Source organism: Myroides injenensis M09-0166 (genome assembly GCF_000246945.1).
GTDB lineage: Bacteria > Bacteroidota > Bacteroidia > Flavobacteriales > Flavobacteriaceae > Flavobacterium > Flavobacterium injenense.
Window position 1 is genome coordinate 1 of sequence record NZ_BAEX01000087.1, and the last position, 15,283, is coordinate 15,283.

General features: G+C 30.9%; 14 protein-coding genes. 6 read left to right on the forward strand and 8 right to left on the reverse strand.

Annotated features, from left to right (window positions below; translation table 11 throughout):
- From RH98_RS12645 to RH98_RS12665, 5 genes are all read right to left on the reverse strand, one after another.
- A partial coding sequence (locus tag RH98_RS12645; RefSeq protein ID WP_010255440.1) for a UDP-2,3-diacylglucosamine diphosphatase occupies positions 1 to 773 on the reverse strand: 773 nt, incomplete at its 3' end.
- 3 nt (positions 774 to 776) lie between these two features.
- Positions 777 to 1,229: a 6-pyruvoyl trahydropterin synthase family protein gene (locus RH98_RS12650; protein WP_010255442.1), complete on the reverse strand. Its 453-nt coding sequence runs from the start codon at positions 1,227 to 1,229 to the stop codon at positions 777 to 779.
- 105 nt (positions 1,230 to 1,334) lie between these two features.
- A complete protein-coding gene (locus tag RH98_RS12655; RefSeq protein ID WP_010255444.1) occupies positions 1,335 to 2,138 on the reverse strand; it encodes a putative exported transmembrane protein in 804 nt (267 codons plus the stop codon).
- An 11-nt stretch (positions 2,139 to 2,149) separates the two neighbouring features.
- Positions 2,150 to 2,953, reverse strand: coding sequence for a hypothetical protein (locus RH98_RS12660; protein ID WP_010255447.1), 804 nt, complete (start codon positions 2,951 to 2,953; stop codon positions 2,150 to 2,152).
- Between the two features lie 51 nt (positions 2,954 to 3,004).
- Positions 3,005 to 3,769, reverse strand: coding sequence for an enoyl-CoA hydratase/isomerase family protein (locus tag RH98_RS12665; RefSeq protein WP_010255449.1), 765 nt, complete (start codon positions 3,767 to 3,769; stop codon positions 3,005 to 3,007).
- Positions 3,770 to 3,991: 222 nt separating this feature from the next.
- Here RH98_RS12665 and RH98_RS12670 point away from each other — a divergent pair, with 222 nt between their 5' ends.
- A complete protein-coding gene (locus RH98_RS12670) occupies positions 3,992 to 4,480 on the forward strand; it encodes a GNAT family N-acetyltransferase (protein WP_010255452.1) in 489 nt (162 codons plus the stop codon).
- Positions 4,481 to 5,677: 1,197 nt separating this feature from the next.
- Here the strand turns inward: RH98_RS12670 and RH98_RS12675 are convergent.
- Together RH98_RS12675 and RH98_RS12680 are read right to left on the reverse strand one after the other, a co-directional pair.
- Complete coding sequence (locus RH98_RS12675) at positions 5,678 to 6,904, reverse strand: MFS transporter (RefSeq protein WP_010255454.1); 1,227 nt, start codon at positions 6,902 to 6,904, stop codon at positions 5,678 to 5,680.
- Between the two features lie 19 nt (positions 6,905 to 6,923).
- Positions 6,924 to 7,562 carry a thymidine kinase gene (locus tag RH98_RS12680; protein ID WP_010255458.1) on the reverse strand — a complete coding sequence of 213 codons (639 nt, stop codon included), beginning with the start codon at positions 7,560 to 7,562 and terminating at the stop codon, positions 6,924 to 6,926.
- Between the two features lie 103 nt (positions 7,563 to 7,665).
- Between RH98_RS12680 and RH98_RS12685 the strand changes: the two genes are divergently transcribed.
- From RH98_RS12685 to RH98_RS12705, 5 genes are all read left to right on the forward strand, one after another.
- Positions 7,666 to 9,066, forward strand: a complete 1,401-nt coding sequence (locus RH98_RS12685) for a DUF8457 domain-containing protein (RefSeq protein WP_010255461.1) — start codon at positions 7,666 to 7,668, stop codon at positions 9,064 to 9,066.
- A gap of 1 nt (position 9,067) precedes the next feature.
- Positions 9,068 to 9,742: a 16S rRNA (cytidine(1402)-2'-O)-methyltransferase gene (gene rsmI, locus RH98_RS12690; RefSeq protein WP_010255464.1), complete on the forward strand. Its 675-nt coding sequence runs from the start codon at positions 9,068 to 9,070 to the stop codon at positions 9,740 to 9,742.
- Positions 9,743 to 9,842: 100 nt separating this feature from the next.
- Positions 9,843 to 10,265 carry an OsmC family protein gene (locus RH98_RS12695; RefSeq protein WP_010255466.1) on the forward strand — a complete coding sequence of 141 codons (423 nt, stop codon included), beginning with the start codon at positions 9,843 to 9,845 and terminating at the stop codon, positions 10,263 to 10,265.
- A gap of 3 nt (positions 10,266 to 10,268) precedes the next feature.
- Positions 10,269 to 11,969, forward strand: coding sequence for a single-stranded-DNA-specific exonuclease RecJ (gene recJ / locus RH98_RS12700; protein WP_010255469.1), 1,701 nt, complete (start codon positions 10,269 to 10,271; stop codon positions 11,967 to 11,969).
- 72 nt (positions 11,970 to 12,041) lie between these two features.
- Complete coding sequence (locus RH98_RS12705; protein ID WP_010255472.1) at positions 12,042 to 13,031, forward strand: aspartate-semialdehyde dehydrogenase; 990 nt, start codon at positions 12,042 to 12,044, stop codon at positions 13,029 to 13,031.
- 37 nt (positions 13,032 to 13,068) lie between these two features.
- On the opposite strand, the gene RH98_RS12710 is transcribed toward RH98_RS12705, so the two are convergent.
- Complete coding sequence (locus RH98_RS12710; protein WP_010255475.1) at positions 13,069 to 15,033, reverse strand: tetratricopeptide repeat-containing sensor histidine kinase; 1,965 nt, start codon at positions 15,031 to 15,033, stop codon at positions 13,069 to 13,071.
- Between the last annotated feature and the right edge of the window lie 250 nt (positions 15,034 to 15,283).

A 15,283-nucleotide genomic window follows, 5' to 3' on the forward strand; every position in this document is an offset into this window, starting at 1 on the left:
TTTTCTTGTAATTCTTTTTTATATTCAATAAGGTGAAACTTACTATCAAACTTACCATAGGTAAAATAATTAATCCAATCTCCTAAATTGATATATTTTGATTTTTCATTGAGATTAATAATCATTGGTAAATGACGATGACCAAAAACAAAGTAATCATAATGTTGTGTCTCAAGTTTTCTTTTTGAGTAAAGTACTAACCATTCGCTTTCTTCACCTAAGAACTTTACATCTTCATCTCCAGATATTAATTTATTCTTTACAGAAAGATATGAACCTAAGCGAACTCCAATATCTGGATGTAACCATCTGAAAAGCCATTTAGAAAATCTATTAGTAAAGACCTTCTTCATACGCTTATATCCTAAATCGCCTGGACCTAAACCATCCCCATGTCCAATGAAGAATTTAGTATTATTAATATTAAATATTTTTGGTTCATGAAAAACGGGAATGCCTAATTCTTTTTGAAAGTAGTCATCCATCCATAAGTCATGATTACCTACGAAAAAGTAAACCGGTATTCCTTTGTCTTTTATTTCAGCAAGTTTGCCTAGTATTCTAACGAATCCTTTAGGAACTACGGTTTTATATTCAAACCAAAAATCAAATAAGTCACCAAGTATAAATAAGGCTCCCATATCTTCTTCTTTTTCGCGTAACCATTGTAAGAATATCTCTTCTCTAGGAAGACTTTTCTCACGAGTAGGAGCGCCAAAGTGTTGATCAGAGGCGAAATAAATACTTTTATTTGTGTTGATTGTTATTTCCAAATTCTAGATATTATCAGATTGATACCATTCTGCGTATGAAGAATCTGTTTCTTGTAAACGCAGTGCAAATAATTCTATGCTTTCAGGAAGTCTAGACTTAATTTTACTAGCAAAATCTATTACCATATTCTCGCTAGTCGGTTGGTAGTCTACTAATATGACATGATGTCCTCGCTCTTGTAATTCTTTTGCTAATTCTATGTGAGGAGTATTCTTATTGAAAACTGTTGCGTGATCAAATATATCTACTATTTCTTCTTTTACTATTTTTTTTAAATCTCCAAAGTCGATGACCATCCCATACTTTACATTATTATTGTCTTCAATTGGCGAACCAATTACTGTGACAGCTAATTTGTAACTATGTCCATGTACGTTTCTACATTTGCCATCATAGCCAAATAATGCGTGACCTGTTTCAAATGTAAATTGTTTTGTGATTCTAATCTTAGGCATAACTAAAAATTTTGACAAAGGTAATGAAAAAAAAGCCTCTCGTATCTATGTTTACGAGAAGCTTTTTTATGTTTAATTCTTAGTAATTGTCTAAAATAAATAGGTTTAAAATATTCTATAATTTAATTGAAAAGCTATTTTAGGCCACCAACGTGCTCTTTTTAACCATTTTTCAGCTTTATCATCTTCATAATCCACATTTAATGCATTATAATCGCCCACTCTGATTCCGTTTTGTTTTATAACATAATCACCTTGATACATCATCCCAAGTTCAAATGTAAATCCTATTCTTTTATTTGATATTTTTCGACCAAGCCCAAAACCAAAGTATGGTTTTATGACATTTCCAATGTCAACAACTGCATCTACATTTCCGTTTACTATTTTTATTTCATGACCTTGAAAGTCTAGTGAAGGCCATTCTCCATCTTTGGGAATTGCAGGATCACCATTTCTATCAATTAGATAACCACTTAAGTCCACTCTGTTTTTTCCAACATACATTCCACCGGATAAAAAGAATAAACCTTCCGGTATAGGGTAGTAGTCAACTAGGACATGTCCGTGAAACATATGTAGTTTTCCTTTCATTTTTAAATCAGGTTTGTATCCAAATGCTAGTCGTAAATCTCCATGTGGGTCATTTATACTATTTTCATAGTATTTTGAATTATAGGTGAAATAATTTATTCCAGCCCTTAAACTGAAATTACTATTAAGAGGTGTCATTACTTCGGCTGTAATCCCCATAGATGTAGCACCAATTTTTACTGAATATTCGCTGAAAGCTATATCTGTGTAATGCTTATGTACTGGAATAGGTTCAAAAATCGGCTCCATCTGCGCAAATATTTCACAAGAAAATAACAAAGTGATTACTAGGGAACTTAAATATAATTTTTTCATATTTTTTTTGATTAAAATATTCTGTAGTTCAATTGAAATGCTACTTTAGGCCACCATTTTAACCATTTAGTATATTTGTGAGAATCTTCTACATATGCTGTAGCTTCATTACTAGTAATAATAGTTTTATTATTTTGTCTTAAAGTATACTCACCTTGATAGATAGCTCCTATTTCAAACTTGAATCCTAATCTTCTTTTTGATACAGATCTTCCTAAACCAATTCCAAAATAGGGTTTGATAGTATTCCCTAATTTTAGTTCTGCATCTAAAACGCCATGGTTAAGGTCTATGATGTGGCCATCAAAGTCTATTGTAGGCCACTCTTCACCATTTAAAAGATCTACTACTCTGCCTTGGTCATCTTGTAATTGACCTTTGACTTTTATTTTACTTGTACCCAAGTATACGCCTCCTGTTAAGTATAATATTCCTTTTTTAAAAGGGTAATAGTCTACTAATACATGGGTGTGGAATAGTTTAATATCACCTTTTGTACGTAAATCAGGAGTGAAACCAAAGGCTTCATAAAAGGCTCCAGAAGTATCTTCTAAATCGATAGTAAAGTTGTTTGTAGTATAATTGAAAAAATCTAAACCACCTCTTAGTTTTAGGTTGTGATGGATTGGAGTAGTAGCTTCTAGTGTTAATCCAAGAGAAGTGATACCTGCTGATATGTTTAGATGGCTAAACATTTTGCTCTCAAAATGAGCAGTTCTCTGTTTTTTATCTTTTATTCTATCAACACTATTACTAGAAAATGCAGGTAGATTTAATAGTAATAGTGTTAATAATAATAAAAAGTACCTATTCATAGTTAAAAAGTTTTATCAAATATAACTATGATTTTTGATAATTTATTGTAATTATTTTTGTTTTTTAAATTGATTTAAGGCTTTTATTGTGAAGTCTGAAAGAACTAGTTTTCCTGATATTTCTGCTCTTTCTAGTAGTAATTCATTCCAATGTGATGTGCCTTCCCAGAATATTTTTTTCATTTCTAGTAATGCATTAGGGTTATATTGACTTATTCTTTTTGCAAAATCATATAATTCAGTATCCATACGTTCAGTAGTCTTATATAATTCACTATATAACCCATTTGTATGTGCCCAAGATGCAGACTTCCATTCATGTGCAGCTAAAGACATTTCTGTAAATGCAGTTTTTCCTATTTTGCGTGATACAGCTGGCTCTATAACAAAAGGGCCTATACCAATAGCTAATTCAGATAATTTTATTGCTGCTGCATCAGTGGCAAAGCAATAATCGCAAGCTGCCGCAAGACCTACTCCTCCGCCTACGGCTTTTCCATGAATTCTGCCGATAAATATTTTTGTACTTTTTCGCATGGCGTTGATAACTGATGCAAAACCTGAAAAAAACTGTGTACCTTCACTCGTGTTTTTTATTGATAATAGCTCGTCAAAAGATGCTCCAGCACAAAAAGCACCAGTTCCTTCACTCTTTAAAATAATTGTAGTAATGGAATCATTTTTACTTAATTCAGTAATCTTATCAGTTAGTTGTTTTAATTGTAAACTAGGAAATGAATTACTTGCGGGATTATAAAAAGAAATTACTCCTACTTTATCTACTATTTGAGATGTAATTGTTGCTGTATTTTTCATTGTAAAGTTTTAGTGATTTAAGATATAACCAAATGTAAGAATTTATTCAATCAAGGGCTAGGTTATTAAAAAGCTGGTTGAGTACATTTAGAGAATTATTATAGTCTTTATATTTTTTTATTGCATAACATGTATATTAAATGGCTTTATTATTTTCTGTATTTTAAAATTTTAGGTACATTGTCGCGATTAATTTAAGATGTTTTTTACAGATATAGTTTTATGGTAAAAGAGGAAGATTTTTTATTTAGAATAATGAATCAGGAAGAAGCAGAGGATATTGCCTATAATTGGAAATACCCTGGGGAACTTAGTTTTTATGATATGACAGAAGACGAAGAGGATCTGGAAGAATTTATAAATCCCGAAATTAGGGGACAAAATACTTTTACAGTCGAAAAGCCTGGACTCAAAGGGATATTTGCTTTTTTTATGTATGATTTATTAGATAATGAAACAGCAGAATTTGGTTTCGGAATTAATCCTAAGTACATAGGAAATGGTTATGGGTATGAATTATTGAAGTATATCGAGTGGTCTTTTTATACTAAAAAAGGAGTTAATCGCCTACTCATAGCTGTTGCAGAATTTAATAAAAGAGCAATAAAATTATATAGCAAATTTGGATTCAATGTAGTAGGTCAGTTTGAAAATAAAACTAATGGTGGTGTTTATTCCTTTTTGAAAATGGAAAAAAAGATTAACAATTAGGTATAGAAGTCATATTGACTTTTTAGTTTCTAAAATTTCTTTATACTTATAGCGATAAAAGCCATGAAATTCCATGGCATCCAACTAGGTATTGTGATATCGAATATATTGAAAAAACAATGAAAGCTGCCTAAGCAAGTCTTTGTTCTTTCAATAGCATATCTTTCTTTGTCTATTTTTTATCAGAATGCTTGTATTCATTATCTTGCCCTTTTCGTTTATTAGCACAGATGTTATCTATTATTTCTTATCTCTAACTTTTTATGATTCTGTGAATCAAAACCAACATTAACAAAATAACGCTGATAAGGGTATTTCAGTATTAGTTAATTGATTAGCTATATCTACAAAAATAGATTTCTATATCAAATAGATCCTTCCTTTTCTTATCAGTAGTTTATGAGGTTTTCTGTAAACACTTTAATTATCTGAGCAAAACAAAAAACCACCTCACTTTTTTTTATCCTAAAAAACATATCTAGTTAAATTACAGTATGTTAATTTAAGAGTAATTTATTGAGTTAAAATTTGAATGCCTTCTAAAGCCAGTATTCATAAGCATTAGAGCTTAATCCTTCAACAGTTCTTCAACACTTCTCCATGATTGCTCCATATAGAAGGCTGGTTATTGAAGGAATCTTGAAGAACTGTTGACGCATTGTTGAAAAAATCATATCGTCTATAGTAATAAAGGAATATGTGGAATACTTAATTCCACAAATTATTTTAGGCATTTCTATTCTAAAAAACCTTTGAATAATTAAACAGCTGCAATGAAATGGGCGAGCATAATAAGATCAAGTTACCTTGACTTTTTAGCTTAAATTATATAGCATTAACTATCTCATAAAGTGGGAATTATGATAAGTGGAGATTTTGATTTAAATCCTCTTTTGGGAAGCAGTAAATAAACAGTTATATCTAATTCTGTACTATCTTAGTGGAGTATTTGATATAAAGGGTTGTAAATTTTATCCAATTAGAGGTACAAATTTCTATACCCCTTTTTATTTTAAAAAAGTCAAGACGACCTGATAATCTATAATAGCTTCTTAGTTTACACTAGACACTATTTATAATTAAAATCGTTCTTTCAGATAGAACTATTGATTTGAATTATTAATGAATTTCTGCCCCCTTTATTGTTGCTTGAGACAGAAATATTTTTAAAATGAGGATGCCTAAATAACAATACTACTATTCTGCTATCATTCTCTTTACAGAGTATTTTAAACCTAAAGCAGCTATGAAAACCAAAGCAGCTGTTCCAATCCACAAGGTATTGTAACCAAATACAGCAGCTACTTTAGTGCCCAATAAAGGAGAAATAATAAATCCTATTGCAAAAGTAAGCCCATTTACCCCCATATAAGCTCCTTTACTTTTATTACCTGCACGCATTGCAGTCACAGTAGATGTAAATGGCATTGCTAGCATTTCAGAAGCGCATAAGATTGTCATTGAGATATAAATAGTGATTAGGGAATGATCAAAAGCTAAGATACCATAACCAAGAGCACTAATAAGTACTCCGTAAAAAATAGTTTCTTTTATTGTAAATACGCGTTCTGCAAGGTAAACTAATAGCATTTCGGTAAGGAAAATTAATAAACCACTATACCCTAATACTAAACCAATCTGAACTTCATTCATTCCTACTATTTCTTCATAGAATAGCGGCAATGTACTGAAAAGCTGTAAGAATGCGATTGAATATAGCGTACAGAAAACACTATATATCAAGAACATTTTATCTTTATATGGTGATTTATTACTTACATCTTTTACCTCGTTTAGTTCTTCAAGAGATTCTTGTTCTAGAAGCAGCTCTTTGTTTGTCTTTCTACCTCTAAAAAAGTAAATAAAAACAATAGCAGCAATAAAAGCTGCAGTGGCATTTACATAAAATAGTAGAGTATAAGAAATTGCTGCTAATATACCGCCCATCGCAGGTCCAATAGAAAAACCTAAGTTTACTGCCATACGGTTTAAAGAGAATGCACGTGTAATGTTTTCGGGTTTTGCATACATCGTAATGGCAACAGAGTTTGCAGGTCTGAACATTTCACTTACGGCACTCTGCAATAGCATCATTAGTGCTAGACTTAATACAGATGTAAAGTGAGGTAACAAAATAAAAACAGGTATACTCGCTAGCAAACTTATGTATTGTACTTTGTAATTTCCTATTTTGTCAGTTACCCAACCACCAACAGTAGTACCAATAATAGATCCTATCCCAAAACATGCAAGAACATATCCAGTATTTTGTTGAGAAAAGTTAAGCTCCTTAGTCATGTATACGCCAAGAAAGGGAAGTACCATTGATCCAGATCTATTAATTAACATTACGATTGCTAACATCCATGAAGCAGTTGACAATCCTTTGTAAGAGTCAATATAGATTTGGATTATTTTTTTCATAGGGGGCTTGAGTTGAGTATTATATGTCTTTTAGATCTGTCTTTGTCGTATTTTCTCTTTGTTCTTTTTTTATTCTTTCATTTTCGCGCATTGCATTGTAATATGCAGCTCTACTTAATGGTTCATATTCTTGTGTTTCGCCTAACATCACTAAATCTTCACTAGCAGCCTTACGAAAACTGTAATTAGCAAGATTTCCTGTTCTAGTACATATAGCATGAACTTTGGTAACATATTCAGCAGTTGCCATTAATGCTGGCATAGGACCAAATGGATTACCCTTAAAGTCCATATCTAGACCTGCTACAATTACTCTAACACCTGAATTAGCTAAATCATTACATACACTTATAATTTCGTCATCAAAGAATTGTGCTTCATCTATTCCCACCACATCACAACCATCTCCCAATATACGAATATTGGCAGCAGCAGGAACGGGTGTAGAGCGTATCTCATTGGAATCATGTGATACTACATATTCTTCGTCGTAACGGGTATCTATTGCAGGTTTGAAAATTTCAACTCTCTGCTTGGCAAATTGAGCTCTTTTTAATCTGCGGATCAGTTCTTCTGTCTTACCAGAAAACATTGAACCACAAATAACTTCAATCCAACCAAATTGTTCTTTGTGATTAACGGGATTTTCGAGAAACATTTTGTAAATTTCAAGCTGAAATCAGCAGTTTTTTTTTGTTATTTTGTACAAGTGCAAATTTATCAAAAAAAGCTAGGGAATTTACTAATCCAAATTAAAAGTTATGAAGAAAGTCTTAGAAGGAGAATTACTCAGTTTAGCCCATCGTGTTTTACAGATGAAGAATAAAGATGTTAATAATCTTTTGAAAGAAGCTAAAGATATTTACGAGAAGTTACTAATACTAAAGTTTTATCAAGAAAACTTTGAAAAAGGACTAATTAACGATGTGTCTGCTGAGGAACTAGAGACAAGACTAGATGCTTTTTATGCTGGAAAGACGATTGAAACAAATCAAAGCTATTCAGTTGAAACTGAACGTCACCAAATTCCAACTGATTTAATTGAAGAAGATTATCCGATTGTAGTGGAGGCGGAAAAAGAAGTTGTAATGAATCATTCAGATGAAATGATTTTAGATGCAGTTCAAAAGATTGCCCCTGAAATAATGGAAGATGAAGAAGAAATGCCTTCTATTGAGGTTTCATACCATGATACATTTAAAGAAGATTCATTTGTTGTAGAAAAAAATACTACTGAGATAGAAGAATTTTTAGATGAATTAGAAGAAAGTAATGAATATGTTTTTGATGAGGAAGAAGATGATGAGAATGAATTGGTTGCTAAAAACCACAATCATTTGGTGAATAGTGAGTTTGTACATGAAGAGGAGTCTTTAGATGCAGAAGAGAAAGGTGCGGAAGAAGTAGATGTAAATTCTAGTGAAATCAATATCTCTGTTTTTACAGGTGATAATATTGAAAGCAATTATTCTTACGAGAAAGATGAAGCCTTAAATAAGAAAGATGAAGTTGAAGAGAATAAGTTGGAACAAGGTTATTTTACTGATAATACAGAAGATTTTCGCTCTCTTGATGATAATAAATTAGTGGATAGTAATAAGGATGAAAATAGTAATGTGAGTGAAATAGCTGAAAGAGATATTACTTCACATCCAATGCAAAAAGAAGATGATCCTTTTTCTGGTTTTAATTTTATGGATTTAGATTTTCAAAGAGTAGATCAACATGCAAAATCAGACGAGAAAAAAGAAGAACCGAGACATCATCCAATTTCAGAAGTTATTAATAGTCAAAATGATTTGAATATCGAGCAAGTTGATAAAGAAGAAGATAATAATGTAGAGAATGCTCAAAACACACTATTTAATCTTGAATCGACACCTGTAAGAGAGCCTAAAATATCTAAACCTACAACAATAAACGATATTTATAATACTACTATAGTTGTTGGGTTGAATGATAGAATAGCTTTTGAAAAGAATTTATTTGGAGGAAGTGCTGAAGATTTTAATAGAGTACTGTCTCAGTTAAATACTGTTAGTACATTTGAAGAGGCAAAGAGTCTTATTGACCATTTAGTAAGACCAGAGTATAATAATTGGGAAGGAAAAGAAGAATTTGAAGAACGCTTTATGGCGTTAGTAGAGAAACGTTTTATTTAATATGGGAAAATTATACTTGGTACCTACACCAATAGGAAATTTAGAAGACATGACTTTTCGTGCGATCAAAGTTTTGAAAGAAGTAGATTATATTTTAGCAGAAGATACTCGTAACAGTGGAAAACTTCTTAAACATTTTGAGATAGAAACTCCAATGACAAGTCATCATATGCACAATGAGCATAAAACTGTAGAGGGTATCGTTAAGAGAATACAAGGGGGTGAAATGTTTGCTTTGATTTCTGATGCTGGTACTCCTGCGATTTCAGATCCAGGTTTTTTATTAACACGAGCATGTGTGGAAAATGGAGTAGAAGTAGAATGTTTGCCAGGTGCTACGGCGTTTGTGCCAGCTTTAGTAAATAGTGGTTTACCAAATGATAAGTTTGTATTTGAAGGTTTTTTACCTGATAAAAAAGGTAGACAAACACGATATCTTCAATTAGCAGAAGAAACAAGAACTATGATTATTTATGTTTCTCCTCATAAGTTGATAAAAACTTTACAAGAGTTTATAGAATATTTTGGAGAGGATCGATCTATCTCAGTTTCTAGAGAATTATCTAAGTTGCATGAAGAGACAGTGAGAGGGTCTGTTGTTGATGTTCTAGCTCATTTTGAGGCAAAGCCAGCAAAAGGAGAAATTGTCGTAATTGTAGCAGGAAAAAGTAAATAAGAAAGATTATTTATAAAATATGTTAAGGTCAATGTATAACGCGTTAGTACGCGTGATACATTGACTTTTTTTTGATACATTTGATAAAAACCAATATATTATGACACATAAAGTTACAACAACTTGGATTGAAAATATGCAGTTTGAATCTACTAACCCAAGTGGAGCCACAGTTAGAATAGATGCTGGACCAGAGAATGGTGGGGATAATAAAGGTTTGAGACCAAAAGCTTTAATGTTAACAGCCCTTGCTGGTTGCAGTGGTTTGGATGTAGGGCATCTTATCAAAAAGATGAGATTAGATGTCGATGATTTTAAAATTGAAACAGAAGGTTTTTTGACAGATGAAGAACCAGCTACTTATAATAAAGTAAAAGTTGAATACCATTTTTACGGTAATAATTTGGATGAAGCTAAATTAGAACGTGCTGTTAATTTATCTATTGAGAAATATTGTGGTGTTATGAATATGTTTAAAGCATTTGCAGAAATAGAAACAAGTATTCATTACCATAATAATTAATTAATGCGTTGGAAATTAAAGCCTGAGATAGATAAAAGTGTCGTAAATAAATTAAAAGAGGAATTACAAGTTGATGAAGTAATAGCGAAATTATTAGTTCAGCGAGGTATAACTACTTTTGAAGAGGCACGTTTGTTTTTCCGTCCGTCATTAGATAATCTACATGATCCTTTTCTTATGAAGGATATGGATAAGGCAGTAGAACGTATTGAAAGAGCAATTCAGGATAATGAACGAATTTTAATATTTGGTGATTACGATGTAGATGGTACCACTTCCGTTGCTTTACTATATTCATTTATACATAAAGAGTATAATAATGTAGAGACTTATATACCTGATCGCTATGCTGAGGGGTATGGTATTTCTTATCAAGGGATAGATTATGCCTCAAATCAAGATGTGAAGCTTATCATCTCAATTGATTGTGGTATTAAATCAATAGAAGAGATTGCTTATGCAAAAGAGTTGGGTATAGATTTTGTAATCTGTGATCATCATTTACCAGGTGAAGAACTGCCTAATGCAAGTGCAATATTAGACCCAAAACGAGAAGATTGCTCTTATCCATTTAAAGAATTATGCGGATGTGGTGTAGGCTTTAAGTTAATCGAAGCGATTGCAATTAGTAGAGGAGAGGGAATTGAAAATCTCATCCCTTATTTAGATTTAGTGGTAACTGCTATAGTAGCAGATGTCGTTCCAATAATTGGTGAGAATAGGGTTTTAGCCTATTATGGATTAAAGGTGATTAACGAAAATCCACGTCCAGGTATTAAGGCTTTATTATCTTTCTATAAACAAGATTATTATTCTATTTCTGATATAATTTTTAAAGTAGCACCAAAGATAAATGCTGTAGGTAGATTAGAACATGGAAAATATGCAGTAGATTTATTAACAAAGTTTACTTACTCTGAAGCATTAGAAAGCGCTACTGCTATCATAACTGTTAATGAAGAACGCCGTACGATTGATCAAGCTATAACAGAGAAGGCTTTAGTACAAATTATTGAAAATAAAGAGATAAATAACAAATCCACAGTTGTCTTTGATTCTTCTTGGCATAAGGGGGTGATTGGAATTGTTGCATCTAGATTAATAGAAACGTATTATCGTCCAACTATTGTTTTTACAGATAGTGGAGATTGTTTAGCTGCTTCAGCTCGCTCAGTTAAGAATTTTGATATTTATAAAGCTCTTGAGTCATGTTCAGAATATTTGATACAATTTGGAGGGCATAAGTATGCTGCAGGAATGACTATAAAAAAAGAGCATTATGAGTCGTTTAAACAAAAATTTGAAGAAGTAGTTTCTAATACAATTGAAGAGAAAGATCTCATACCTGAAATAGAAATAGATTCAATACTCGATTTGTCATTAATTCAAGGTAAATTTATTCGAATACTTAAGCAATTTGAACCTTTTGGACCAGGTAACGAGCGTCCAGTATTTTTAAGTCAAAATGTTTATGATATGGGAACGGGGTATACTATGGGGAAAAACAATGAACATCTTAGGCTCTTTGTCAAGCAAAGAGGTAAAGAAGATATTTCTTTTGTAGCTGTAGGGTTCCATTTTGGGCGATATCATGACTATTTACTTAATAGAAGATTTTTCGATATAGTTTATACTATTGAAGAGAATTTTTGGAAAGGAAGAGTATCTCTTCAGCTGTTATTAAAAGATATGCAATTAGTATAAAAGATATAAAAGTAGAATGTGATTAATAGAAAGTAATATAATAAATTTGTTATTCAATTAAAAACCAAAAAAATGAAAATAGCAGTAGTAGGGGCTACCGGAATGGTAGGTGAAATCATGCTAAAAGTATTAGCTGAGAGAAATTTTCCTGTTTCTGAATTAATACCAGTTGCTTCAGAGAAATCAGTAGGAAAGGAAATAGAATTTAAGGGTAAGAAATATACCGTTAAATCTATGGAAGAGGCGATTAAGATGAAACCTGAAATTGCGTTATTTTCAGCTGGTGGAAGTATTTCTGAAGAATGGGCACCTAAGTTTGCAGAAGTTGGAACAACAGTAATTGATAATTCTTCTGCATGGCGTATGGATAGTACTAAAAAATTAGTAGTTCCGGAGATTAATGCAGAATTGCTTGGTGTGGATGATAAAATTATTGCTAATCCTAATTGTTCAACAATTCAATTGGTGATGGTGTTAGCTCCTTTAAATAAAAAATATAAGATTAAAAGAGTCATTGTTTCAACATATCAATCTATTACAGGGACAGGGGTAAAAGCTGTAAAACAATTAGAAAATGAATATCAAAATGTAAAAGGAGACATGGCTTATAACTACCCTATTCATAGAAATGCTATCCCACATTGTGATGTTTTTGAAGATAACGGTTATACTAAGGAAGAAATGAAACTTGTAAAAGAAACAAAGAAAATATTACAAGATGACTCAGTCTTAGTAACTGCTACTGCTGTGAGAATACCTGTTGTTGGTGGACATAGTGAGTCTGTAAATATTGAGTTTGAGAATGAGTACGATATTAATGACGTGCGAAGAATATTACATGAGACTCCTGGTATCAAGGTACAAGATAATAATGATACAAATACTTATCCTATGCCACTGTATGCTGAAGGTAAAGATGATGTGTTTGTAGGACGAATTAGAAGAGATGAGACTCAACCAAAATCTTTAAATCTTTGGATTGTAGCCGATAATCTTAGAAAAGGAGCTGCTACTAATACTGTTCAAATAGCAGAATATTTGATTGCAAATAAATTAGTATAATTAAAAATATCCATAGGAGTCTTATTTAATAAGGCTCTTATGGATATTTTATCTCTAGAGTAATGCTAACTCCTAAATCAGGGATTGACTTAATATTTAAGTTAGCATTTAAGTCTTTAGCTCTACTTTTCATATTTTTTATACCCTGACCTCTATATTTTTCTAATTTTTCAAAGCCTATACCATTATCACTGATTTTAATTACGATAGATGGCTTTTTCGTTTTTAGTATTTTAATATTAGCAATTGTTGCTTTAGAGTATTTATTTATGTTTTGCAATGCTTCTTGAAAAATGCGATAAATATTTAATTTATCCTCGCTAGTAAACTTATCCCAATTAATGTCTTTATCCATATTTAGAATAAACTTAGTATTAAAAGAGTTTTGCTGATTTGTAATTAAATCTTCAAGCAATTGGTCAAAAGGATTCGAATCAGTAATTTTTTCTTGATTTAGTAGATGCGATATTTCACTAATTTCTTGTTCTGCTTTATGGAGTTCTGATATTAGTACTTGTTTTTGGTCATTGTTTATACAATCAAGTTGCATAAGGTGAAATCTACTAGTAAATATGCGATTAATAATCCCATCATGTAATTCTTTTGCAATTCTCTTACGTTCACATTTTTTGGCGTTTTCAGATAATTCTTTTTGTTCTAATATTAATTCAAATATTTTTTCATTTGCTAATTGATTTTTATGTTGAAATTTTAAGCGCTTATTTTTAGCATATTGATAGTAAAATATAATAGCAATAATAAGTGCAAAAATTATTAATACGGCGATTAGTGTAATCGTTTTATTATTAATTATTAGTTTTTTATTTAACTGGGATAATTCATCTGCTTGGTATTCTATTCTTGCAAACTTGTTTTTGCTGATACGTTCTATTCTATTTATACTATCATTTAGTTTTATTAAATTTTCTATATGTAACTTTTGGTTTTCAACATCATTAATAGCTAAATAAGTCAAAGCTTCTTTCATATACATTGTACGCTTTTCTTTTTTGGCTTCTTTATAAGCGAGTTTTGTGTAGTACAATGCAGAGTTTGGCTTATTGATTAATGCGTAATAGCGCGCTTTAGCCAATAAAATAGAAGGATAGCCACCCACATAGTGGCCATTTTTTTGTAGCATCTTCTCATATTCAATAATTTTGTCAATTTTAAATAAGAGATTGTCTTCTTCTTTTAGAGCAAGTTTTGCATTTATTAAATTGATAGATAAAGTAGAATATAGTGCAGGTACATCTTCTATATCTTTATTCTCATATATACCTTTTAATGCATATTTTTTTGCTTTTTCATATTCACCTTTCTTATAATATAAATGGGAGAGATTATTTAAAATATTCGAGGAATGAATGGCTATACTATGATTATTGTGCTTTTTGTTTTTCTCTACCTCTTTAAGGAGATTTCTCGCTTTTCTAAAGTAAATTAAAGCTTCGTCGAATTCATATAATTCTGTCAGAACAATTCCTAACAAATGATGAGATCTATGGCTCTCAAATACATTGTCTTTGTTTCTGAGATATTTTATTGCTTTTATAGCCTCTGTTTCACTTTCAGTATAAATACCATTTTCAAAAAGAATTTGTGCTTTTTTAAGGGCAATCTTTCCATATTTAGTACTATCTCTTAATTCATAGTAGATGTGTTCAGCTTTAATTAAATTGTGATAGGCACTGTCTAACTGAATGTTTTGATAAAATTGTGAAGCGAGTAGCTCATATATTTCAGCTTCATTATAAGTATCTTTTTTATCTAGAGCATTTTGAAGCGTTTTGTTTAATAGAGAATAATAATGAATAGAATCATTATCATATTTAGATTCTCTAAGTAATTTAACTGCTAATCTTCTATTTTCTTCTGTATTCTTTAAATTGATTGTTTTTGCGAATAATTGATTAAGTTCCCTGTAATAACTAGAATCTTTCGTTTTAGAAAGATTATCATAAAGAGAGGTGATTTCTAAAGAGTCATTATCATCTATCAATGACCTTTTACAATTAGTGAGAAAAAGAACCACTATAAGTATTAAAAAATATTTTATAAAATGCATCTTAGCTTAAAAACATTGTTGATATCACTTTTGAATCTTATAAAAATACAGTAAATATTGTTCTATTTGTTATATTTTATACTTTTTCGCATAAATAAAATTTTAATTTTAGATTATTTGATATTGGTTAATATTAGATAATACTATTAAAATTATGTAATTCACTTAGTATTATACTACGTGT